The sequence below is a fragment of the Ruegeria sp. CF5 genome (assembly GCF_056537325.1).
In genome coordinates this window covers 16,275-38,430 of the sequence record NZ_JBQFRI010000003.1, presented here as the reverse complement: position 1 = coordinate 38,430, position 22,156 = coordinate 16,275, and the positions used below count along the sequence as shown (strand labels likewise).

Genomic DNA, 22,156 nt, shown 5'->3' with positions numbered 1-22,156 from the left:
GGTATTCCTCCCATTGACAGATAAACGCACCGCTTGCCCTTGTTCGCGGTGAAGAGTTTCAGATCAGCGCATGACAAACGGATCCGGGATCGGATCGTCACTGGTGCGCAGCCAGACCGATTTGATCTTGGTGTAGTCCAGCGCAGCCTGCAGACCGCCTTCGCGCCCGTGACCTGAAAGACCATGACCTCCGAACGGAGCGATGGGGCTGACGGCGCGATACGTGTTGACCCAGACAATGCCCGCCCGAATGGCACGGATCATGCGATGTGCGCGGGTCAGGTTCTGGGTGAAGAGGCCCGAGGCCAGCCCGAACTTGGTGTTGTTTGCGATTGCAATGGCTTCTGCTTCGGTCTCAAACGAGGTCACAGACAGAACAGGTCCAAAAAATTCGTTGGTCAGACTGTCCGCATCTGGCACGTTCGAGCAATCCAGAATGGTCGGCGGAAAAAAGAACCCGTCTCTGTTGACGGGCTTACCACCTGTCAGCAGCTTGGCGCCCTGCGCAACCGACCGCTCGATCAGATCGACCGCGACGTCCCGCTGACGCTTTGTACAAAGTGGGCCAACCTCGGTCGCCATATCATCGGGTGCACCGATGATGACGGCTTCGGCCTTTTCCTTCAGCCGCGCCAAAAACGCGTCCTTGATCGAGGCCTGTACAACGAGGCGCGAGCCCGCGACGCAACTCTGGCCGGTGGCAGCAAAGATTCCGGAGACCTGCGCATTTACGGCGCTTTCGATATCGGCATCCTCAAAAACGATGAACGGGGACTTGCCACCCAGTTCCAGCGAGGTCGAGGCCAGATTTTCAGCCGAATTGCGCACGATGTGACGCGCTGTTTCCGGCCCACCAGTAAAGGCGACATGGGCCACTTTCGGATGGCTGGTCAGAGTGGCTCCTGCCACAGGACCACCAGTGATGATGTTCAATACGCCCTTAGGAAACCCGGCCTGATCGAAGATGCGCGCAAATTCCAGCATCGGCGCGGGCCCTTCTTCCGACGCTTTCAGGACAACCGTGCATCCCGCTGCCAGGGCCGGGCCAATCTTGACCGCCGACAGGAACAGCTGGGAATTCCACGGCACGATTGCGGCCACAACACCGATTGGTTCACGCCGCAGCCAAACCTCCATATCCGGTTTGTCGATCGGCAGATGCGCGCCTTCGATCTTGTCGGCCAGCCCCGCATAGTACCGGTAGTATTCGGCTACATAGGCAATCTGCGCCGATGTCTCGCGGATGATCTTGCCGGTGTCGCGGGTCTCCAACTCGGCCAGACGTGGTGCGTTTTCCGCGATCAGGTCGGCCAGCCGGTGCAGCAGCTTACCGCGCGCCGTTGCGGTCATCCCCGCCCATTCGGGCGAAAAGAATGCCTGTTCAGCGGCATCAACAGCATGATTGACGTCCTCGGCACTCGCGTCGGGCATCTGGGCCCAGACCTGGCCCGTTGCCGGGTCCAAACTGTCGAATTGCCCTGCACCATCCGAGAATGTTCCGCCTATATACTGTTGAAACTGCTGCATTTTACGCCAATCCCTTACTGAAACGCCGGCATGACGTCTTTGATGAACCGCTCTAGCGAGGCTTTCTTGCGTTCGAACGGCATGCTTGAATCGATCCAGAACGAGTATTCGTCGTATCCAAGCGCTTCACTTTTGCGCAGGCGGTCGATGACGGTACCGGCAGTGCCGATGACCAGATCACGCTCCATGTTTTCCGGTGTATAGAACGGATGCGCGGCGATTTCTTCGTCGCTCAGCGGGTCGATCAGTCCTTGCGTGATCTCCCGTTTGTTCATGAACCAGGCGCCGAAATAGCAATAGAACCGGTTCAATTCGATCGCCGCCTGTTTCACATCCGCTTCGTCTTCGGCCACATAGGTATGGCGAAGCAGCATAATCTTCGGCCGCGCAACTTCCGGGAATTTCTCGCAGGCCGCATTGAATTTGGACATGAGGTCTTCCACCTCATCATCGCCATTCCAAAGCGGCGTCACCTGAACGTTGCAGCCGTTCTGAACCGCGAACTCGTGGCTGTTCGGATCACGCGCCGCGACCCAGATCGGGGGGCCATCCTGCTGTATCGGCAACGGCGCAGAGGTGGTCTTTGGAAACTGATGGAACTCACCCTCATGGGCGTAGTCACCTTGCCAAAGCTTCTGCACGGCGGGCACAAGCTCGCGCATACGCTGACCGGCTTCCCAAGCGTCCATGCCAGGCATGATGCGCTCGTACTCAAAGCTGTAGGCACCGCGGGCAATGCCAAGATCCAGACGCCCTTCGGTGATGATATCGGCCATCGCGGCCTCACCCGCCAAACGGATCGGATGCCAGAATGGTGCAATCACCGTACCGGTCCCCAGCCGCACGTTCTTGGTGTGACGCGCGACATCTACCAGATTCAGAAACGGGTTCGGCGCGATGGTAAAGTTCATCCCGTGATGTTCACCGGTCCAGACCGCATGCATCCCGCCCTCGTCGGCGATTTTGCACAGCTGAATGAACTCATCATACAGCTGCTTCTGATCCTGATCCGGAGAGATCCGCTCCATATGCGCAAAAAGTGAGAATTTCATGCCAAGTTAGCTCCCAGCGGTAAGTGGTTTGACTTCGCCACTCACCTCATTTCCGTAATACACCCCGAAATTTCCGATGCGGCTTTCTTTGCCGAACCGCTCGAGCATGGTGCAGATGGCCGGATCGGCGATATCCATCAGAGTGGACCCGCTAATCTCGGTGAAAACACCATTTTCCGGTTCGCCATCGGCGGCCTGACACAGGAACGAGATGTGTTGAAGTTTGCGCGCTTCATCCTGAAAAACTGAGTAGATAAACCCCGGTTCCGCCTGTAGGCCGCTCTCGCTGATCAGGCGGGTCAGGGCCGCGTTGGCACCATCGGCCACATCATCGGTGGACGGAATGGTAAGGCGGCCATTGCCATCACCCTGCAGCAGGATTTTCCCATCCCGTTCGATCAGGGCGGACACGACCATTCCGGTCCGTTTGCTCAGGGCCTTGGCTTCGGCGGCGGGGGTTACATAGGCACCACGGGCATAGCCCAGACCGGGTGCAATATTGTGATCAAAGGCTTTGACCTCACCGATTAGGATCAAGTGGTCGCCTGCATCAACGGTTCGAGACATGTCGCAGTCGAACCAAGCCGAAACGTCATCAAGGATAGGCGATCCGTTGGGGCCAGGCAGCCAGTCAACAGTCGCAAACCGGTCCTCGACCGGGCGAGCGAAGGTGTTCGACACCTCTATCTGGCCTTCGGACAGAATGTTGATCGCGAACTTCGACGTGTTCGCGAAGGTTTCATAGTTGCTTGATGTATTGGCGAGGCACACCAGCACCAAAGGGGGCTCAAGCGAGACCGAAGCAAATGAGTTTGCTGTAAAACCCAGCGGGTTGCCGCTCTCATCATGCGCAGTCACGACTGTGACGCCGGTCATGTAGGTGCCAAAAGCATTGCGCAAGGCGCGCGGGTTGCTCAGCATGCGCGGGTCGAATTCGATCATTTTGGGTCAACCTCTTCCGATGGGGTTTGCAACCAGGTTTCCAAAGCTGCATTCACGGTTTCCGGCGCAGTCAGATTCACCATGTGCCGGTGATTTTCGATCACGATGGCCGTCCCCTTCGGCGCGGCCTCCGCCATTGCGTAGGACATGGCCGGGGTCGAATTCGGGTCGCCATCTCCGGTCAGGGCCAGAAGAGGACAAGCAATTGTACCGAACCCTTCCGCATAAAGGGCATCACCGCGTGCAAAGGCGTTGTAGGCGGTGGCGTAGCCTTCGATATTAACGGCTGAAAGCCAAGCCGCAACGTCGTCACGCGCGGCCTGTTCGACAGGTGTATCGCCAAACCAACGCCGCAGCGGGGTTTCGACGTCAAAAGTTCCGGTTCCGATTAGTTTTGCGCGCTCAATCACGGACTTGCTTGAGGCCGCGTCCCTGCGGAACACCCCGTTCAGCAACGCGACCCGTTCAACCCGATGCGGGTTGCGCACAGCAAAACCGCCCGCAATCAGCGCGCCCATTGAATGGCCAGCAATATTGACGCGCGGCAGCTTCAGCGCATCCAAAACCGCCAACAACCAATCCAGAAACACCGGCAGTTCAGACCCTGCGGGGATCTGGTCACTGCCACCATGCCCCGGCATGTCCAACGCGATCACGTGATGCGTCTGTGCGAGGAACTCGATCTGAGGGCGCCAGGCTGCCGATTGCATCCCCACGCCATGGATCAGCACAACGGGGGCAGCTTGCCCGGCGTGGGATAAACCCGTCTCGCGATAGGCGACCGTGCCGAAGGGCTCAGACAGCTGCAGGGTTGTCGACATCATGGCCCAGTTCCTTGAGATCCTGATAACGGTCACCGATACGGTGATGTGGGCGACCACCAATCGAGGCACCAAGCGCGATCATGATCTCATCCGGTGCGGGCGCGTCTGCCACCTGCAACTGGATGGTCAGGTAATGGCTGCGCCGACCGCCATCGTTCTTGTCCATTAGAGGGATCTGCATCGCGGCATTTGCCGGACCGCGCGTGTTGGTGAACGCCAGATATGATTTCGCACCGACCGCCTCGCGATAAAAGTTACCAAAGCGCAAGGTGTGGATCAGGGCCGAACCATGCTCGACCTCGCCGTTGACTCCAACGATCGCAGCTTTGCCGTACCCTTCGACCTTATCCCCGCCACCGGCGGCATCGAGCACCATGTCGGTCAGCAGGCTGCCAAGGCCCGGCGCGCAATCATGAATCTCGGGTTTCAGGTCGTCCACAAAGCCACGGCCAGCCCACGGATTCCGTATCACTGCGACCGCTGCAATCATCTTCAGCGGTTGCTCTGCGACCTTCCCCCCTTCGATCAGGGTGTTTTCAACGTGCAGTAGTGTTTTGCGGATTTCGGCGGGCATGACGGTATTCCTTGCGATTCGTTGCGCTGTAACATGGTATACCAACATACCACCTGTCAATAATACCTTGTGCAGTAAACTCCATCACGATAGCGTCGCTGTCATGAGCACACCGAAGTTAGCGAAAATCGATCACCCGCCAGCCACCCTGCGAGACATGGTTCAGGAGCGCATGCGTGAAGCAATCATCGAAGGATTATTTGAGCCCGGCCAAAGACTTGTCGAACGCCCGCTGTGTGACCAATTGGGTGTCAGCCGAACAGTGATACGTGAAACCATTCGATATTTGGAAGCTGAAGGGTTGGTAGAAATTCTACCGGGCCGAGGCCCAATCGTGGCCACCATGAGCCGCGAGGATGCGCGGCAGATCTATGATATTCGCCGCTTGCTCGAGACAGCCGCCGCAGAAAACTGTGCATGCAATATCACTACTGAACGTGCTCGTGCTCTCAAAAATGCACTAAAGCGTTTGAAACAAGAATTCTCAGACAGAACACCTGGCGCTATCTTCCGCGCCACCGCCGATTTCTACTCAGAGATTTTTGATGGCGCTGGTCACTACATCGCCTGGGATGTCGTTCAGCGCCTGAATGGTCGGATCAGCCGACTGCGCATGATGACGCTGTCAGCCACTGATCGCGCGCTGCCCGGAATTGAGCATATGGAAAAGATTTGCGAAGCTATCGTTTCCGGAAATCCAGACGCCGCGCGTGCCGCCGTCGAAATTCATTTGGATGATACAACCGCAATCGCAGATCGGTTGCTTGCCGAAGAAGAGAACAATTCTCATGACTGAAACCGTCAAAGGCTATTGGATCGCCAACGTAACCGTGACCAACCCGGATGCATATCAGGATTATCAGGCCATCGCGCCGGAAGCTTTCCGAAAATATGGTGCCAAATTCCTTGCGCGCGGAGAAGCGGAAACTCTTGAAGGTCAAAAATGGCAAAGAAGGGTCATCATCGAATTCGATAGTATAGAACAGGCCCGTGCCTGCTACGATTCGGACGAATACCGTGCCGCGCGAGCAAAACGTTCCGGAGCGTGCCTGGCTGACATTGCTCTGATTAAAGGTGTCGCTTGATCACCCATCAGCATAGAACAGCACTCAAAGCGTGTTCTTCGCAATTACTTCAGATAGCACACATAAAAGCTCAAACGTCAAAGGGATCTATTGCAACCTATCAACTGTTGACGTCCAAAATTGCTTCGAGTGAATGGGTATAGAAATTTTGAAGCCGAAAGTCGGTTCATGATTTCTTTCAAGGGCGCACAGTATCCAAAGGCCGTGACCCTTTTCGCGGTGTTCTAATACGTCCCTTACGGAATGTCATACCGCGATCTGGAAGAAATCATATACCAACCTTCAACTGGATAATGCCTTTTGTCAAAAAGGCGCTATCGCCAAGAAGGTAAATGTTCAAAACTTCGCAAAAGAGCCATTTGCGGATGCAGCCGTCTGATTGGCTGACAGCTTTCCTTGTGGACGAGCTTCAGTTGCCGACACCACTGACGCAGTCACGGAAATCGACCATTTCCAGAGCCAACCCACCGAAAAGATAGCTTTTCTTCCGCTGTGCAGGTATCAATTTACAAAAGACCTTTCGAATCGGAAAAGTCCTGTACCAGCGATGGCTAAAGCTGATTTCCAGGGGTTTTGTCGCAGAGGCCCACGCCTCAAGACACTTGAAATTGAAAATTATTCCACCAGAAAATTCACTGACGGTCAGACCATTAGACTGTTCAAATTGTGAGTAAACTCAGCATGACCAACGACCATTCCAGTACATCATTCGCGCGGGACCAGATCTCGCAACTTGTCGACCGCATGGGCGCGTCCATTATCGGTCAGCGGGATGTGATTGACAGGCTTGTGATCGGGCTGCTGGCCAATGGTAATTTGCTGATCGAGGGTCTGCCCGGGTTGGCTAAAACCCGCGCAGTCAAGGCCATGGCCAAAAATCTAGACGCCAAATTCAGCCGAATTCAATTCACACCCGATCTGCTGCCCTCGGATGTCACCGGAACCGAAGTCTATTATCAGACCGATGACGGTGGCGCGTTCCGTTTCGATCCGGGTCCGATTTTCGCCAACGTTGTACTGGCCGATGAAATCAACAGGGCCCCGGCCAAGGTACAGGCGGCACTGCTCGAAGCGATGGAGGAACGACAGGTCACCGTTGCTGGAACCACCCACAAGATGGAACCACTGTTCATTGTGATGGCGACGCAAAACCCGATCGAACAGGAAGGAACCTATCCCTTGCCTGAGGCGCAGATGGACAGGTTCCTGATGCATGTTAACGTGACCTACCCGCCGATCGAAGACGAAGTTGAGGTCATACGGCTGGTTCGGAGCGAGGAAGCCAAAGCGAGCCAACCCAAGCAACCCAAAGACAAAACAGAAAACATCCCCCAGAGCGTTGTGTTTCAGGCCCGGCGTGAAATCATTCAGATCCACGTCTCGGACGCGATCGAAAGGTATATGGCAGAATTGGTCTATGCCACGCGAACACCCAAGCCCGTCAGTGCCGATCTGGCGCGCTGGATCGAGATTGGGGCCAGCCCGCGTGCCTCGCTTGCGTTGGACAAATGCAGCCGCGCCCATGCCTGGCTGCATGGGCGCAGCTATGTCGACCCGCTGGATGTTCGCGCCATCGCCCATGATGTGTTCCGTCACCGGCTGACGCTCAGTTTCGAAGCTCTGGGCGATGGCGTGTCTGCCAATAATGTGATCGACCAGATGCTGTCTCACGTCGCTTTGCCATAGGGGTTGCCTGTGCCTGTTTCGTCGACCGATATGCCGAACGATCCACGTGTTCACGTCGATATCGCGGGCTTGCGGCAGTTGGGCGAGCGCGCGCGCAAATTGTCCTTTTTGCCGCGCCAGCCTGCGCATTCGATCCTGAACGGCCGGCACACCTCAAAACTACGGGGCCGCGGCCTGAACTTTGAAGAGCTGCGGGAGTATTCAGAAGGCGACGACATCCGCACCATCGACTGGAAAGTAACGGCACGCACCCGGGTGCCCCATGTGCGCGTTTACACCGAAGAGCGCGACCGCCCCACTCTGCTGCTGGTTGATCAGCGCATGTCGATGTTTTTTGGCAGCTCTGTCTACATGAAATCGGTGATCGCCGCCGAAGCAGCCGCCTTGGCAGCGCATCGCGTACTGGCGCAAGGTGACCGAGTTGGCGGCCTGATTTTTGGCGACACTACGATGGCTGAGCACCGCCCACAACGCAGCCACAAGGCGCTGGAGCAATTTCTACACTCGATCGCTGCTGCCAACGCGATGTTGACCGCACAGGCCCCGATCCCCGAGGAGACGTCGATCAACCGAGTTCTGCGGTCAGCAATACGCATTGCCAAATCAAACGCGCTGGTGATGGTGTTTTCCGACTTCGACGGGGTGGATGACGAGACCGAAAAACTAATCTCGGCTCTGGCGCGGGCACATGATCTGATCATGTTCAATGTCTCGGATTTTACGACCCTGGGTTTACCTGACAATCTGAAAGTGACGGTGACCGATAGCGGCCTGCAGGCAGAGATTGACACCCGAACGGCAGATACGCGCCACCGGATCGAAACGTTCCTGCATGGGCGAATTGAAAGTGTCCAGTCCTGGTCGCGGAAATATGGCTTTCCTCTGCTTTCGCTGACCACGTCCAGTCCGGCACTGGATCAGATTGCACAGCTGCTTGGGCATGGTGCGCCACGATGAACCAGACATTTGAGGGGCAGAACCTGATCGAATTGCTGGACCTGCTGGAAGACGTCCCGCAACCGCCTGCAGTCTCGATGACACCGCAGACGCCCGGCTGGACAGTTGTTTTCCTCGGGCTGGCTCTTGTTTTAGTCATGCTTTGTATATGGCTATGGCGACGCTGGCGTGCCAACGCCTATCGGCGCGCTGCGCTGGCGGAATTGCAGCGCTCCGATGATGACGCTGCCGCGATCGCCGACATCCTGCGCCGCACAGCACTGGCCGCCTTTCCTCGGGACAAGATCGTTCCGCTGACCGGCGAGGCGTGGCTGGACTTTCTGGACAGCACCTATCCTGGATCAGCCTTTGCAAACGGCGCAGGGCGCGCTGTGTCCACAGCACCTTATGAACGCGCCAGAGCGGTTCCGGGTTTGCGTGACGTTGCTGCGGACTGGGTGCGCCTGCACACAGGATCAACCCGCGCATGACGGTGGCACTGGCATATCCCTGGGCGCTATGTCTGTTGCCTCTGCCATATCTTTTGTGGCGCCTGCTTCCCCCCCACCGGGAACAGGTCAGTGCGATACGCATCCCGTTTTTCCGCCAGATCACCCACGCCGCCGGGGCCGAAGGACGTGCGGGCGCGGCCGTTCTCGACCGATCATGGATCCAGATGGCCGTTGCCAGCATGGTCTGGGTGCTTATCGTGTTCGCAATAGCCAAGCCAGAACAGCTGGGCGAGCCGGTCGTGATAGAAACGTCAGCCCGCGACATCGTTCTAGCTGTCGACATTTCGGGGTCGATGGACGAGAGAGATTTTGTGACCCCCGGCGGCAATCGTCAGCAACGGCTGGCAGCGGTCAAAGATGTCCTGTCCGATTTCATCGCAACCCGTGACAGCGATCGCATGGCTCTGATCATTTTTGGCACCCGCGCTTATGTGCAGGCGCCTTTCACCGAAGACCTTGCCAGCCTGCAGGGGTTTCTGGACCAGACAGAGGTTGGACTGGCCGGTCCCAATACAGCGCTTGGCGATGCCATCGGTCTGTCGCTACGCACATTTGACGCCAGCGAAGTTGACGACCGCGTTCTGATACTGCTCAGCGACGGGGCCGATACAAGCAGCCGGATGTCCCCTGCCAACGCCGCTGCGGTGGCGGCAGAGCGGGATGTCACGATACATACAATCGGGGTCGGCGATCCAGAGGCCTCGGGCGAGGACAGGGTCGACCTGACCGCCCTGAAAGACATCGCTTCTGCCACCGGCGGGGCCTATTTCTTTGCCAATGATCAGACCGCATTGGAAGAGGTTTATGCTGAGATCGACGCGTTGACACCACGGCTGATCGAAACCCAGAGTTTCAGGCCCCGGATCAGTCTTTTCCACCTTCCGATGGGCCTGGCCATTATGCTGATTGTGGTGACTGCCGTGGGTCTGACCATCACCTCTCGCAGAAGGGGCCGGGCATGAGCGCTGCTTTGGAGGCCTTCCATTTCATCCGGCCTTATTGGCTGGTGACAATCCTGCCCATGCTGGCGCTGTGGTGGATCATTCGGCCCAAAGACGCCGGCCGAACGCGACAATCCACCGGCATCGCTCCCCACCTGGCGCAGGCGCTGGAGGTCGGTCGCCGATCACGCAGGCGGATTTACCCGATTGACATGGTTGCATTAACCGGGATCTTGCTGGCCCTTGCAACGGCAGGGCCGACCTGGAACCGTATTCCCAATCCATTGGTCGCCGAAACAGCCCCGTTGGTGGCGGCGCTGAAGGTCGCACCATCGATGAATACCCCTGATCTTGCACCAACCCGGCTGGAACGGGCCAAATTCAAGGTCCTTGATCTGATCGAGGCGCGCGCAGGCGCGCGCACCGCACTGGTCGCTTATGCCGGGTCAGCTCATCGCGTGGCCCCCCTGACCGAGGACCCGAACATCCTGCGGCCCCTGATCGATAGTCTCACACCAGAGGTGATGCCGGTTCAGGGCGACGACGCCGCAGCAGCTCTGGAACTGGCCATCGAAATCCTGGCAACCAGCGACACGCCTGGTGCCATTCTGTTTGCGCTAGATGATCTGAACCCGTCGGTTCTGGCAGAATTGAACCAAACACGCGACCCCCCGCGCCCACCAATTGTTTTTTTGGTTGCCGCGCCCGACACCATCATCATCCCTCAGCTGGATCAGGTCGCGGACGCCACCGTCATCAGGCTTGGTCCTGATGGCTCTGACATCGCGCGGATAGAGCGCATTCTCCGATCGGTTCATCAGGCGACCTTGGCGGCGGACGAACGGTTGCAGTGGAATGACCGAGGCTGGGTGCTGCTCTGGCCGATTGCCATTCTGGTAGCCCTGTGGTTTCGGAGGGGTTGGACCATGCGCTGGGGGGCGATGATATCGGCCATTTGGCTGAGCACTGTACCGGGCACCGGGCATGCCGAAGGCTGGATCGACTGGTTTCTGACCCCCGACCAACAAGGATGGCGCGCGTTTCAGGACAAACGATTTGCCGACGCCGCTTCCCTGTTCCAGGACCCGATGTGGAAAGGCTATGCCTTGTACCGCTCTGGCCAATACGACGCGGCCATCGACGTGTTCCAGCCGCTCGACACCGCCGATGCTGCCTTTGCTCAGGGCATGGCCCAGGTTAAAAATCGCCAGTACCGCCCGGCAATCCAGTCGTTCGAAACGGCGCTTGAGCGACAGCCCGATTTTCCCGAGGCCGCCCACAATATCAACGTCACCAAGGCCATAATCGAGTATGTCGAAGACCTGCGTGAACAGTCGGACACCGGTGAGGAAGCTGGGATTGGTGCTGACGAGATCGTGTTCGACAACGAAGCAGGACGCGGCGCAGACACCCAGATCGATGCCCCGCAAGAAGAGGCCACCCCCTTGAATACCGACCAATGGATTCAGGCAATCGACACTGATATGGGTGACTTTCTACGCAGCCGGTTCCTGCTGGAGAACTCTCGGAGGGGCCAATGATACGCACGCTGCTGATCCTGATTCTGGCCCTGTCCCCAGTTGCGCTTGTCGCGAAGGACACACCCTTGATCAGCGTTGAACTGGCCGAAACAGAGGTGATCGTCGGACAGCCATTGATCGTTCAGGTGAAAGTATTGGTATCGACCTTTACGCCTGCACCGCCCGAGTTTCCGTCACTGGAAGTGCCTGGGTTGATTGTGAGGCTACCGCAGCGCGCATCACGGCCAATCACGGAAACGGTCAACGGCGAGACCTGGTCGGGGGTGCAAAGATCTTATCGCGTCTATCCACTGCGGGCAGGAGGCTTTGAAATACCGGCCCAAACGGTCAGCGTCACCTATGCCACGCCAGGCGGGATCGAGCCCGTCACGGTCGAACTTGATACTGATCCAATTCGATTTCAGGCCATTGTGCCGGATGCAGCCGCAGACCTGTCGCCTCTGATCATCGCAAACGGATTCACGCTGTCGCAGACGCTAGACGTCCCCGATGCGTTTGATGTGGGTGATGCGTTGGTGCGGACAGTGACTGCCGAAATTTCCGGTACAACACCTATTCTGATACCGCAGTTGATCCCGGACACCAACCAGAACCAGTTGCGCGCATATCCCAAAGACCCCAGCGTTTCCGAACACCAGGACCGGGGCTTGTTATCCGGAACGCGCACGGAAACCGTAACCTATCTCGCCGTTGAACCCGATAATATCACACTGCCCGAAATCACAGCCAAATGGTTCAATCTGCAGTCCGGTGCCGTTGAAACCGCTATGTTGAGCGGCGCAGATCTGACTATTACAGGGACCGCAGCACCTGAGGCAGAGCAACGAGCGCCTGTCATCCTGCTGATCTTCGGTGGCCTCGGCCTGTTGATCCTTGGGACAGCAGGCTTTGCGCTGCAACGGGTCCTGCGCAGTGCGGTGCGGCGCGCCCGCGTCTACTGGCAAAACTCAGAACCCTATGACGCACGGCAGGTCCACGCCGCCATCAAGCAACGCGATCTTGGCCGAACATTCGACGCATTGACCAAATGGCAGCTGCATGTCCCGAACACGTCAATCGCCTCACTGGACGACGCAATTGCACGGATCGGTGCATGCTCATATTCGGCGCGACCTGACACAGCCCGGGCCGTCTGGCCTGAGCTGTCTACAGAGTTCACCAACCTTCGCAGGCAGAGCCGCCGCCTGCACCACGCAAACTCAGCGGACCTGACGTTGCCTGACCTGAACGCATCTGCACGTAGACACTGAGAATTGGTGGATGTATTGCAAACGGTTCTGTCGCAAATTTCTTGAGCTCTCTGTTTGAATTGAAACCCTTGTGATACCGGCAACCCGAATTTCAACTTGGGAGTGCAGAGAAGATGGTTTCATTCAAAGGCGCGCACTTCCCAAAGGATGTGATCCTTCATGCAGTCTTCTTCTATCTGCGCTACGGCGTATCATACCGCGATCTGGAAGAAATCATGGCGAAACGTGGTGTAGACCTTGATCACGCAACGCTGAACCGTTGGGTCAGTCGATACGCTGGTCTCCTAGCTGATGCCGCACGGTATCGGAAACGCCCCACAGACCGTTCATGGCGTATGGATGAAACGTATGTGAAGGTTAAAGGTGAATGGGTTTACCTCTATAGAACCATCGACAAATACGGCAAAACTCTTGACTTCATGCTGTCCAAACGCCGGAACAAGACCATCGTTTATTCAAACGACGGATCAGGCCCATGCTCGGCTTCAAATCCTTCGCTTCAGCCGCATCTGTCCTGGATGGCATCGAGTTGGTCAACATGATCCGCAAGGGTCAATTCACGCCTGGACTCTGCCCGTTTCAGCAGTTCGCGCAATTGGCTGGATAGTCGACCCGACTGCTCAACCTATTCGGCCTTCAAAAATTGCGACGGAACCCACCAAAACCTTGGCCGCATAACCAGCGGTCAGATGCCAATCTTCAACGCTCAGAAACAACCTGCCAATCCGGCCCTGACCTTTAAATACTCAGGGCGCTGTCACCTCCTGCCGTTCATCCCGTGAGAAAAAAACCAGATAAAAGACAGGTGCGGCAACCATTGTCAGGATCGTGGCGAAGGCCAGACCAGCCATGATCGTTACGGCCATCGAGACAAAGAATGCGTCCGTCAGCAATGGCGCCATGCCCAAAATCGTCGTGATTGCCGCCAGCATAACGGGGCGCAAACGCGAGACGGATGCTTCGACGATGGAATCACGCAGCGGTTTTCCACTGGCACGGACCAGATCGATTTCCTCGACCAGCACAATACCGTTCTTGATCAGCATTCCCGACAAGCTGAGCAACCCCAACAGCGCGGTGAATGTGAATGGCAATCCGGTGCCCAGCAATCCGATTACCACTCCGTTCACAGACATAGGCACCAGCAGCCAGATGATGATCGGCTGGCGGATTGCGTTGAACAGAAGCACCGAAATCATCACCATGATCAGCAGGCTTAGCGGCAGTTGCTTGCCCAGACTTTCCTGAGCGTCGCGCGAATCTTCAAATTCACCACCCCATTCCATTTTGTATCCCGGGGGAATCTCCATCCCCTCGATCGCATCGCGCACTTCACCGTGCACTTGCGCAGCGGTCATGTCCGAGGGGATGTCGGCGCCGACGGTGATCGTGAGGACGCGATTGCGGCGATGTACAAGTGTGTTTTGCGATTTGTACTCGAATCCATCGACCATTTGTTCGATTGGCACCCACTTTTCAGCCTGCGCCGAATAGACGACCTGATCCACAACTGAGTAGTCACCATCAACCGGCCTGCGCAGGATGATCGGGATCAGACGGTCTCGTTCACGGAACGCACCTCCGGTGACGCCATCCGTCGAGAACAGAAGCGTAGCCGCGATGTCTTCACGTGTCACGCCTGCGGTTTGCGCCCGTTCGGTCGCGTAAATCGGCTGCAGCGCCAGTTCCTTTTCCCGCCAGTCGTGCCGAACCCCGATGACATTCCCGGATGCTTCAACCATGCGCTTTTTGGCTTCCTCGGCCAGCTGGCGAAGAACCACGGGATCGCTGCCAGAAAACCGGGCCTGGATCGGGTCACCGCCGCCCGGGCCAAAGATCAGACGCTTGGTCCGAAACTCTCCTTCGGGGAACAGAGCCGTTCCATAGGCTTCAAGCTCGGCCTGAAGCTGCGGAATGTCGTCCAGCGTTTCCGTACGAATGATCATGTGCCCATAGCTGGGATTGGGTTTCTCGGCAGCGTAGGTCAGCATGAACCGCGTTGCCCCCTGCCCGACGAAGGTCGTGACAGAAACCACATCGTCCCGCTCGCTCAGCCAGTCTTCGATCTGTGCCAGGTCCTGGGACGTCCGTGCAATCGGAGTGCCCTGAGGCAATTTGTAATGCACGAAAAAGAGAGGCGTGTTGGAGTTTGGGAAGAACTGCTGCTTCATCAGCCCAAACCCCGCGAAACAGGCAGCTGTAACTGCAACCAACCCCACGATGACCAGCCAACGAAGCTTGAGTGCCATCTTCAGGGTCGCGCCATAGGCTCGAAACAGCCAGCCACCATATGCATCAACCTCACCTTCCTTGCCCTGCTTGAAGAAGTAGTGACCCAACATCGGGGTAACGGTCAGGGCCAAAAGCCAGCTCAGCAGCAACGAGATAGCGATCACCGCAAAGAGCGAGAACAGGAATTCACCGGTCGCGTCGGGGCTCAGGCCGATACCGGCAAAGGCCATGATCCCGATGATGGTAGCGCCCAGAAGGGGAATCTGAGTTTTCGATGCCGCGTCATCCGCTGCATCGCGCGAGTTCTTTCCGCGCAGCATGGCGATCTGCATACCTTCAGCAACAACAATGGCGTTGTCGACCAGCATCCCCATCGCGATGATGAGTGCCCCAAGCGAAATCCGCTCCATCTCGATGGAAAACAGTGACATGAACAGAAGGGTGCCCACGACAGTCAGCAGGAGCGTACTGCCCACAACAATCGCCGCGCGCCACCCCATGAAGATACCTAGCACTGCAACAACGATCGCAACCGACATTGCCAGGTTCACAAGAAAGTCGTTCGAGGCTTGTTCGACCACGACATGCTGCTGATAGATCGGCAGGATTTCGACACCAAAAGGAATATCCGAATCCAGCTCGGCCATCTTGGCATCCACACGTTTGCCGACCTCAACAATGTTTTCTGTCGATAGCCCGGCGATACCAAGTGTAAAGGCTTCGGTCCCGTCAAAGCGGATCATCAGGTCGGGGTCGTTCTGGCGACCGCGATAGACATCCGACATGTCGAACAGGTTGATAACATGGCCCTGAGAGCCGACGGACAGACCCGCAATCGCGGACACGCTGTCCGACCCTTCGGCAGTCAGCAGCGTAGTCAGGCTGTTGTCGGATCGAAGTGAGCCTGAATCGTTGACCGAATTCGCATTTGCAATTGCGCTGTTGATCGCCTGCAACGGAACGTTCTGGTTCACCGAGATCGCCAGGTCAGGTTCGATAAAAATCGCTTCCTCGGGCAGTCCCTGAACTTCGACGTCGGCAACACCATCCACCGTCAGCAATTCCCGCCGCAGGAAGGTGGCCAATTCGTGTTTTTCAGCGTCCGAAAACCCCTGTGCGGTCACGGCGTAGAACAAACCGAACACATCGCCAAATCCGTCATTCACGTAGGGCTGATCTACCCCCTGCGGCAAGCCGCGCGCAGCGTCCCTTACCTTGGCGCGCAGTTGCGTCCAGATGTCCGGCAACTCGCTTCCGTCGTAAGTCGACTTGATCTCAACCTCAATCAGGGATTGTTCGGGACGGTTGACCGAGGTGATGATGTCCACCTCGCCCATTTGCTGAATGGCGGATTCGAGGGGTTCGGAAACCTCCAGCGCCACTTGCTCGGCTGTTGCGCCAGGATAAGTGGTTACAATGACGGCCTGCTTGATCGTAAAGGCGGGATCTTCCAACCGTCCAAGCGAGAAGAAACCCCAGATGCCGCCAAAGAGCGCCACGAGGATGATGAGCCACGTATAAAGCGGCCTGTCGATTGATGCGCGCGCGATGTTCATCAGTCTGCCCTTCAGTTTGCAAACCCGGCAAAGCGGCGCACCGCCTGCCCGTCACTCAGGGCGCTACCGCCGGCGACCACAATTTCATCCCCGTCGGACAGGCCGGACAATACACGCACGCCCCCCGTTTGTGTCGGTTCAATTTCCACAGGAACCAGGCGGACCGTACCTTCATCCGCTCCGACCGGAGAAAACATCATGACACCGAGATTGCCTTCGGCATCGGCGACAATGGCCGTCGCAGGAACGATGATACCGCTTTGATGATCCTGAACCTGCACATTCACCGTGACGGACGATCCGGGAAGAATTTGCATTCCCTCGGGCGGTGTCAGGCCGAAATTGATCCGGAATGTTTGTCCCACGCTCGACGTTTCCGCGTCAAATTCCCGGACCTGCAACGGGAACACCTGATCACTGGCAGGGAATTTGGCCGTAATTGTAACGTCTTCCTGTTCGCCGGTGCGCTGGAACAGGATTTCAGGCACGTCGACCTCGATCCGCAGTTCCGACATGTCGTGGATGCGTACGATGGGCGATCCCGCCGATACGGTCGTGAACGCCTCGACCGTGCGGCTGGACACGAGCGCATCGAACGGGGCAGTCAGCGTCGCGTGTTCCAGGGCATATTCGGCGTCGCGCACCGCGATCGCCGCCAGTTGGGCATTGGTATCCGCATCATCCAGTGCCACCTGACTGACCGTCGTCCCCTTCAATCTGGCAAGACGGGCGACGGTGCGGTCCGCCTGATCTTTCTGAAGTCGTGCGCGACTGAGTTGCAGTTCGAACGGCTCCTGATCGAGTTTTGCAATTAGTTCGCCCCTGGGGATAACCAATCCTTCGGTCACAGGCATTTCAATGATCTGCCCCGCGACCTGAAAGGCCAGATCAACCGTTTGACGTGCGGCGACGCGGCCAAAGAACTGGCGCGAGAATCCGGGCGACGTTTCACTCACCAATAGCAATTTCACCGGTTTCGGAGCTTCCTGCGCCGTGAGCGAGGTCGCCAGCAGGATCAGGCCAAGGCCCAGAATCGACGGGAGCTTCATTTTTTCAAACCTTCAGGTATGCCTGTTTCCAGGACGTTATCTCGGATTTTGACGGCCAGCCTGGCGAACTCGGCGGTTTCTTCATCATTCAGTCCCGAAACACTGCGGAACAATTCGCCAGCTTCGTTTACGATTTGCCTTCGAACGTCTTCACCCTGTTCCGTCAACACTAATAACCAGGCGCGACGATCACTTGGATCACGCTGGCGAACCAGATACCCGGCGTTTTCAAGTGCATCTGCTGTAGCGGTGATCGTTGAAGGCAACGTGAGCATGTCGCAAGCCAAGACACCCATGCGTTTTGGCTGTTCCAATTTGATCACCATATGGCATTCCTGATGGCTCAGGTCGGTCTGGATCGCATCAATGCTCTCTTCCAGTTTCCAGTAGAGTGCATACACACCCATCATCGCCTGAATTTCGGGACTGTATCCACCAAGTGAGCGCTCATTCTGTTCAGCCATTTTATCGCCCTCAATAGAATTCGTGGTGATATACTTCAATAAATGAAACATTCAAGATGCAAACGAGACGCACTACATAAGAGAATCTCGATTGGGTTAGCGCGTGAACGGGCGGCTTCAGAGTTTGCGACACATCCGTTCTTCGGTCCCAAAAGATTGCAACAGAACCTGCAACAGAACCGTTTGCTACAATGCCCTGCCCTCCTCAATATTCTCTTTTAGCAACCCCCTGCCCCCTTAACGCGCAAAAATTGACACTTTTGCTCGTTACTTTCGTGACGCCCTAAAATCATATTTACATTCGATAAGTACCGCTTATCACTTATGATTGATTTGACCGGAAATATCCCCCATGATGCAGGCCATGACGCTTCCTGCCTCCTATCTCCCCACGGCCTCCCTTGCCCTGTCTCAGGCAGATCAAGAGGCGCTCACTGATCTTTATGTGCGTGGCACGCCCGCCAACACGTTGCGGGCTTATGAACGTGACCTGATCTATATAACTGCATGGAAGGCGGCGCGCTTCGATGCTGCGCTGGCTTGGCCCGAGACCGAAGAAACTGCTCTTTCCTTCATCCTGGATCACGCCCGCGACCTGAGTGACGCGGTCTCGGAAGACCGCGCGCGCGAAACCGCCGAAGCTCTGATCGCGCAAGGGCTGCGCAAATCCCTCGCCTGCCCTGCCCCATCGACGCTGGACCGGCGCATCGCCTCCTGGCTGGCGTTCCACCGGATGAAAAACCTGACCGGCCCCTTTGGCACGCCTCAGGTCAAACAGGCCCGCTCTAAGGCGCGCCGTGCCGCTGCCCGCCCCCCTGCCCCGAAGTCGCAACACCCCATCACCCGCGATGTGCTGGAACAGCTGCTGGAAACCTGCCACGGCACCCGCCGCGATTGTCGCGATCGGGCGATCCTGATGTTGGGCTGGGCCTCGGGCGGTCGGCGACGGTCAGAGCTGACTGGGCTGATGCGGGAAGACGTATCGCTGAAAGAGTTTGAGAAGCGCAGCATTGTCTGGATTTCTCTGCTCGAGACCAAGACCACCCAAAAAGGTGAGACCCCGCGATTGGTTCTAAAGGGTCGCGCCGCGCAGGCGCTGGTGCATTGGATCGAGGTTGGCGACATTACGGATGGCCCCCTCTTCCGCCCGGTTTCCAAGGCCGACCGGGTATTGAAACGCCGCCTGTCACCGGACGCGATTTATCAGATTGTCAAACATCGGCTGAAACTGGCAGGACTGCCAGAAGATTTCGCCTCGCCCCATGGGCTGCGCTCGGGCTTTCTGACCCAGGCGGCGCTGGAGGGCGCCCCCATCCAGGCCGCAATGCGCCTGTCTCTGCATCGCTCCATGGCTCAGGCCCAGAAATACTATGACGATGTGGACATCGCTGAAAATCCGGCGACCGATCTGTTGGAGTGACCCTCCAAATAAAATGCGCCGGGCCTCAGACCCGGCGCCTCTTTCAGCACGAATTCACATTGGGTCTTACCCACGGGTAAGATCGTCATCCTCTTGCAAATCGTCGATCAGGGTTGCAATCGCCTGCTCCAGTTTGGCGCGGTCGACCAGAGTAAAATCCATGTCATAGCGCAACTCAATCCGCCCGCTCGAGGCCGAGCATTTTGCGACCCCTGCCCGGCCCGATACCTGAAAAGTTGTCTTGGCCCGTCGGGGTTTACTGCTTCCCTGTGTGGCGGCTTTCTTCGGCGCACCGCCATCAGGTGTCACAAACGCTCGAAGGATTGCCACCTCGCGCGCGCCGTCCCGATCCGGCTCGCCCATCACTGCGGTGCTGACCTGACGGATCAATCCGGGATCCGCATCCAACTTGCGTTTTAGCTCCACACCCACATTGCGCGGGATTTCGTTAGGATACATCAACACCTTGTCCAGCATCATCAGCAAGCTGGCAAAAGAACGGATGTAGCTCCGCTTGGTGTAGGTGGCGGATTTGAACAGGATCGCAACTGCCTTGTCGACATCAGTACAGTCATTCGCCGGATCTTCGGCAAAGGCCCGAGCCAAAGAACCCATCTCGGCAAATGAGATATCCTTGCGGATCAGGTTCTCGTCCACCATGCGCCGATAGCTGTCGTTCAGATCGGCCGCATCGGAAATACCGGACGGGATGCGGGCATAAAGATCGTCGCCCGTTTCTTCGAGCAGCGCTCGATAGGCGGACAAACGGCGCATCCCCTGGATCAGATCGAACCGCCCGTCGGACCGGCGTTCAAGGCGGATCGGGTTGGACAAACCTACTTCCCGGATCGATTCCTTCAGCTCCTCCAGCTCGGGGTCCGGTCCCGGTTTACGGTCGCGGGTCAGTTTTTCCGTAACCACATCCGAAAGGGCAACGTGTTCGGTCACCAGCCCCTCGGAGCGTAACCGAACCAGTTCATGTGCAAGGCGATCATTCTCTGCCCGGATGGAATCTTCGGTCGTCTGCTGATCGCGCAGGGCATCAGCATTTTCAGAAATCGCGGTCGCCATCGGGCCGCGGCGTTTTTCAAGCACCTTGTCCGGTACTTTGCCAACCGGAATGTCCTCCATGGCCGGCATGTCGATATCAAACATTCTGCGTTTCCGGCTCATGTGTCATCCTCCAGCTTGTCCCAGGCCGAAAGCATCACGCCCCGGAATTCATCATATACACTGTCAAAGGTCGAACGCGCCCGACGCCAGGTTTCCCGCGTCATCTCGCGATAATCCATCTCATAAACTGAACTGAGAAAGCGGCCGGATTGTTCCACTGCGCGCGTCATCTCCACCGGGTGCTCTGCGACGTGTTCGCCGAACACCTTCTTGAACGCATCAAACATTGCCAGATGCAGAGCGTTTCCGGGTTCATACCGGGTCAGCAGAAATCGCAGCTCGCAAAACGTCTTGGGCAGACCGATCTTACCCGTGGGTAAGGTCTTGTCGAACCCGTAGGCGAGATCCTCCAGAGCCTCGGCAAGTTGCCCGATAAAGGATGTGGTCGAGTCATACTCCCAATAGCCCGGCCCTGAGGGAACATAAAGCATGTCGGCCGCAAACACCGCGTTCATGGATTGATAGCCAATCGCCGGCGGGCAGTCGAAAAGGATCAGGTCATAGGAATCATCCGGGATCTGATCAAGATAGCGCGATACGGCCGCAAAGAACGACCACTCCGGATTTAGGTGCCTGTACTGAGCCGATGCAAACTCGACAAAGGCGGCATTGGCGCAGGAGGGGATGGCGTCGATGGCCGACCACGATGTTTGCTTGATGAAGTCACCAATGCGCAAATCCCCCAGACCCATGTCGGTGATCGCGGGTGGCAACTCGCGGCGGGGCAGGGCGGTACCGGATTCGGCCGCTGCGGGTCGGTTGTTCATCCGCTCGGTCTCACGGATCAGATCGCGGGCCATGATGCCCCAGACCGTAAAGTCCTCGGCCACATCCGTCAGACCCATGGAATGGCTAAGCGTGGCCTGCGGGTCGAAATCCACCACCAGCACTCGATAACCATCCAACGCTGCCGCGTGCGCAAGGTGCAGTGCAACGGTGGACTTCCCCGCGCCGCCCTTAAAGTTGGCGACCGCCGCCCGAATGGCGCGCTTGCCTGCAGGACGGGGCGGCATCAGGGACTTGCGATTAATCTTCAATCGCCGGCGCAGTTCATTCACCTCTTCCAGACTGAACCAGCGCTGACGTCCGTCTGGCTCAACTTCGCCGCTAGGCAAGGAAGGGTCCGCTGCCAGCTTGCCGCGAAATGTCGACTGGTTGATGCGAAAGATCAGCTCGGACACCTCCCAGCTTGAAAACCGGCGGAGGGTCTTCTCCATCTCGGGGCTGAAGGTCTGCTGGCGAATCCAACCCTGCAGTTTAAGGGACTGATTGCGTAATGCGTTCAGGTCTTCGTGCGTGTACATGCCTCAAGTCTCATAATTTAGGACGCTATTTTTTATGTTTTGTCTATTTACGCTTGATTTGCGTTTTATGCAAAAGAAAATATGATGT

The 22,156-nt window shown here is 57.2% G+C and carries 19 protein-coding genes and 1 pseudogene; 10 read left to right on the top strand and 10 right to left on the bottom strand.

Annotated features, from left to right (window positions below; all coding sequences use genetic code 11):
- Positions 1-63 precede the first annotated feature (63 nt).
- From ACR0NW_RS09680 to ACR0NW_RS09660, 5 genes are read right to left on the bottom strand one after another with little or no spacing between them, the layout of a single operon-like run.
- Positions 64-1,527 carry an aldehyde dehydrogenase gene (locus ACR0NW_RS09680; RefSeq protein WP_480791550.1) on the bottom strand — a complete coding sequence of 488 codons (1,464 nt, stop codon included), beginning with the start codon at positions 1,525-1,527 and terminating at the stop codon, positions 64-66.
- Positions 1,528-1,541: 14 nt separating this feature from the next.
- The gene (locus ACR0NW_RS09675) at positions 1,542-2,579 is read right to left on the bottom strand and encodes an LLM class flavin-dependent oxidoreductase (protein WP_480791549.1); all 1,038 of its coding nucleotides are present in this window, start codon (positions 2,577-2,579) and stop codon (positions 1,542-1,544) included.
- Positions 2,580-2,585: 6 nt separating this feature from the next.
- Positions 2,586-3,521, bottom strand: a complete 936-nt coding sequence (locus ACR0NW_RS09670) for a flavin reductase (protein ID WP_480791548.1) — start codon at positions 3,519-3,521, stop codon at positions 2,586-2,588.
- Positions 3,518-4,345, bottom strand: coding sequence for an alpha/beta fold hydrolase (locus ACR0NW_RS09665; protein WP_480791547.1), 828 nt, complete (start codon positions 4,343-4,345; stop codon positions 3,518-3,520). The genes ACR0NW_RS09670 and ACR0NW_RS09665 overlap by 4 nt, the downstream gene beginning before the upstream one ends.
- Positions 4,317-4,919: an amino acid synthesis family protein gene (locus ACR0NW_RS09660; RefSeq protein WP_480791546.1), complete on the bottom strand. Its 603-nt coding sequence runs from the start codon at positions 4,917-4,919 to the stop codon at positions 4,317-4,319. Before ACR0NW_RS09660 ends, ACR0NW_RS09665 begins: the two co-directional genes overlap by 29 nt.
- On the opposite strand from ACR0NW_RS09660, the gene ACR0NW_RS09655 reads away from it, so the two are divergent.
- The 9 genes and pseudogenes from ACR0NW_RS09655 to ACR0NW_RS09615 all read left to right on the top strand — a co-directional run bounded on the left by ACR0NW_RS09655 (position 4,918) and on the right by ACR0NW_RS09615 (position 13,477).
- Positions 4,918-5,715, top strand: a complete 798-nt coding sequence (locus ACR0NW_RS09655; RefSeq protein ID WP_480791545.1) for a GntR family transcriptional regulator — start codon at positions 4,918-4,920, stop codon at positions 5,713-5,715. The genes ACR0NW_RS09660 and ACR0NW_RS09655 overlap by 2 nt on opposite strands.
- Complete coding sequence (locus tag ACR0NW_RS09650; RefSeq protein ID WP_480791544.1) at positions 5,708-6,004, top strand: DUF1330 domain-containing protein; 297 nt, start codon at positions 5,708-5,710, stop codon at positions 6,002-6,004. The genes ACR0NW_RS09655 and ACR0NW_RS09650 overlap by 8 nt, the downstream gene beginning before the upstream one ends.
- 681 nt (positions 6,005-6,685) lie before the next feature.
- Positions 6,686-7,690 carry an AAA family ATPase gene (locus ACR0NW_RS09645; protein ID WP_480791543.1) on the top strand — a complete coding sequence of 335 codons (1,005 nt, stop codon included), beginning with the start codon at positions 6,686-6,688 and terminating at the stop codon, positions 7,688-7,690.
- Positions 7,691-7,699: 9 nt separating this feature from the next.
- Positions 7,700-8,647 (top strand): DUF58 domain-containing protein, encoded by a 948-nt coding sequence (locus tag ACR0NW_RS09640; RefSeq protein ID WP_480791542.1) that lies wholly within the window; start codon positions 7,700-7,702, stop codon positions 8,645-8,647.
- Complete coding sequence (locus ACR0NW_RS09635; RefSeq protein ID WP_480791541.1) at positions 8,644-9,117, top strand: DUF4381 domain-containing protein; 474 nt, start codon at positions 8,644-8,646, stop codon at positions 9,115-9,117. The genes ACR0NW_RS09640 and ACR0NW_RS09635 overlap by 4 nt, the downstream gene beginning before the upstream one ends.
- Complete coding sequence (locus tag ACR0NW_RS09630; protein ID WP_480791540.1) at positions 9,114-10,100, top strand: VWA domain-containing protein; 987 nt, start codon at positions 9,114-9,116, stop codon at positions 10,098-10,100. The genes ACR0NW_RS09635 and ACR0NW_RS09630 overlap by 4 nt, the downstream gene beginning before the upstream one ends.
- Positions 10,097-11,620 (top strand): VWA domain-containing protein, encoded by a 1,524-nt coding sequence (locus ACR0NW_RS09625; protein WP_480791539.1) that lies wholly within the window; start codon positions 10,097-10,099, stop codon positions 11,618-11,620. Before ACR0NW_RS09630 ends, ACR0NW_RS09625 begins: the two co-directional genes overlap by 4 nt.
- Entirely contained in the window at positions 11,617-12,870 is a 1,254-nt protein-coding gene (locus ACR0NW_RS09620) for a BatD family protein (RefSeq protein ID WP_480791538.1), read from the top strand. The genes ACR0NW_RS09625 and ACR0NW_RS09620 overlap by 4 nt, the downstream gene beginning before the upstream one ends.
- A 113-nt stretch (positions 12,871-12,983) precedes the next feature.
- Positions 12,984-13,477: pseudogene (locus ACR0NW_RS09615) on the top strand (IS6 family transposase).
- A 139-nt stretch (positions 13,478-13,616) separates the two neighbouring features.
- Here the strand turns inward: ACR0NW_RS09615 and ACR0NW_RS09610 are convergent.
- Genes ACR0NW_RS09610 through ACR0NW_RS09600 form a run of 3 tightly spaced genes read right to left on the bottom strand, consistent with a single transcriptional unit; the run spans position 13,617 to position 18,171 of the window.
- Positions 13,617-16,658 (bottom strand): efflux RND transporter permease subunit, encoded by a 3,042-nt coding sequence (locus ACR0NW_RS09610; RefSeq protein ID WP_480791537.1) that lies wholly within the window; start codon positions 16,656-16,658, stop codon positions 13,617-13,619.
- An 11-nt stretch (positions 16,659-16,669) separates the two neighbouring features.
- The gene (locus tag ACR0NW_RS09605) at positions 16,670-17,707 is read right to left on the bottom strand and encodes an efflux RND transporter periplasmic adaptor subunit (RefSeq protein WP_480791536.1); all 1,038 of its coding nucleotides are present in this window, start codon (positions 17,705-17,707) and stop codon (positions 16,670-16,672) included.
- Positions 17,704-18,171, bottom strand: a complete 468-nt coding sequence (locus ACR0NW_RS09600) for a MarR family winged helix-turn-helix transcriptional regulator (RefSeq protein WP_480791535.1) — start codon at positions 18,169-18,171, stop codon at positions 17,704-17,706. The genes ACR0NW_RS09605 and ACR0NW_RS09600 overlap by 4 nt, the downstream gene beginning before the upstream one ends.
- A gap of 364 nt (positions 18,172-18,535) precedes the next feature.
- Between ACR0NW_RS09600 and ACR0NW_RS09595 the strand changes: the two genes are divergently transcribed.
- Positions 18,536-19,591, top strand: coding sequence for a tyrosine-type recombinase/integrase (locus ACR0NW_RS09595; RefSeq protein ID WP_480791534.1), 1,056 nt, complete (start codon positions 18,536-18,538; stop codon positions 19,589-19,591).
- 66 nt (positions 19,592-19,657) lie between these two features.
- On the opposite strand, the gene ACR0NW_RS09590 is transcribed toward ACR0NW_RS09595, so the two are convergent.
- Together ACR0NW_RS09590 and ACR0NW_RS09585 are read right to left on the bottom strand one after the other, a co-directional pair.
- Positions 19,658-20,764, bottom strand: a complete 1,107-nt coding sequence (locus tag ACR0NW_RS09590; protein WP_480791533.1) for a ParB/RepB/Spo0J family partition protein — start codon at positions 20,762-20,764, stop codon at positions 19,658-19,660.
- Positions 20,761-22,068 (bottom strand): AAA family ATPase, encoded by a 1,308-nt coding sequence (locus ACR0NW_RS09585; RefSeq protein WP_480791532.1) that lies wholly within the window; start codon positions 22,066-22,068, stop codon positions 20,761-20,763. Before ACR0NW_RS09585 ends, ACR0NW_RS09590 begins: the two co-directional genes overlap by 4 nt.
- Positions 22,069-22,156: the final 88 nt, after the last annotated feature.

What these genes read in the sequence shown, in the direction of transcription:
- ACR0NW_RS09680 (WP_480791550.1), bottom strand. Translation starts at nt 1,527, where the DNA reads ATGCAGCAGTTTCAACAGTATATAGGCGGAACATTCTCGGATGGTGCA.
- ACR0NW_RS09675 (WP_480791549.1), bottom strand. Translation starts at nt 2,579, where the DNA reads ATGAAATTCTCACTTTTTGCGCATATGGAGCGGATCTCTCCGGATCAG.
- ACR0NW_RS09670 (WP_480791548.1), bottom strand. Translation starts at nt 3,521, where the DNA reads ATGATCGAATTCGACCCGCGCATGCTGAGCAACCCGCGCGCCTTGCGC.
- ACR0NW_RS09665 (WP_480791547.1), bottom strand. Translation starts at nt 4,345, where the DNA reads ATGATGTCGACAACCCTGCAGCTGTCTGAGCCCTTCGGCACGGTCGCC.
- ACR0NW_RS09655 (WP_480791545.1), top strand. Translation starts at nt 4,918, where the DNA reads ATGACGGTATTCCTTGCGATTCGTTGCGCTGTAACATGGTATACCAAC.
- ACR0NW_RS09660 (WP_480791546.1), bottom strand. Translation starts at nt 4,919, where the DNA reads ATGCCCGCCGAAATCCGCAAAACACTACTGCACGTTGAAAACACCCTG.
- ACR0NW_RS09650 (WP_480791544.1), top strand. Translation starts at nt 5,708, where the DNA reads ATGACTGAAACCGTCAAAGGCTATTGGATCGCCAACGTAACCGTGACC.
- ACR0NW_RS09645 (WP_480791543.1), top strand. Translation starts at nt 6,686, where the DNA reads ATGACCAACGACCATTCCAGTACATCATTCGCGCGGGACCAGATCTCG.
- ACR0NW_RS09635 (WP_480791541.1), top strand. Translation starts at nt 8,644, where the DNA reads ATGAACCAGACATTTGAGGGGCAGAACCTGATCGAATTGCTGGACCTG.
- ACR0NW_RS09630 (WP_480791540.1), top strand. Translation starts at nt 9,114, where the DNA reads ATGACGGTGGCACTGGCATATCCCTGGGCGCTATGTCTGTTGCCTCTG.
- ACR0NW_RS09625 (WP_480791539.1), top strand. Translation starts at nt 10,097, where the DNA reads ATGAGCGCTGCTTTGGAGGCCTTCCATTTCATCCGGCCTTATTGGCTG.
- ACR0NW_RS09620 (WP_480791538.1), top strand. Translation starts at nt 11,617, where the DNA reads ATGATACGCACGCTGCTGATCCTGATTCTGGCCCTGTCCCCAGTTGCG.
- ACR0NW_RS09610 (WP_480791537.1), bottom strand. Translation starts at nt 16,658, where the DNA reads ATGAACATCGCGCGCGCATCAATCGACAGGCCGCTTTATACGTGGCTC.
- ACR0NW_RS09605 (WP_480791536.1), bottom strand. Translation starts at nt 17,707, where the DNA reads ATGAAGCTCCCGTCGATTCTGGGCCTTGGCCTGATCCTGCTGGCGACC.
- ACR0NW_RS09600 (WP_480791535.1), bottom strand. Translation starts at nt 18,171, where the DNA reads ATGGCTGAACAGAATGAGCGCTCACTTGGTGGATACAGTCCCGAAATT.
- ACR0NW_RS09595 (WP_480791534.1), top strand. Translation starts at nt 18,536, where the DNA reads ATGACGCTTCCTGCCTCCTATCTCCCCACGGCCTCCCTTGCCCTGTCT.
- ACR0NW_RS09590 (WP_480791533.1), bottom strand. Translation starts at nt 20,764, where the DNA reads ATGAGCCGGAAACGCAGAATGTTTGATATCGACATGCCGGCCATGGAG.
- ACR0NW_RS09585 (WP_480791532.1), bottom strand. Translation starts at nt 22,068, where the DNA reads ATGTACACGCACGAAGACCTGAACGCATTACGCAATCAGTCCCTTAAA.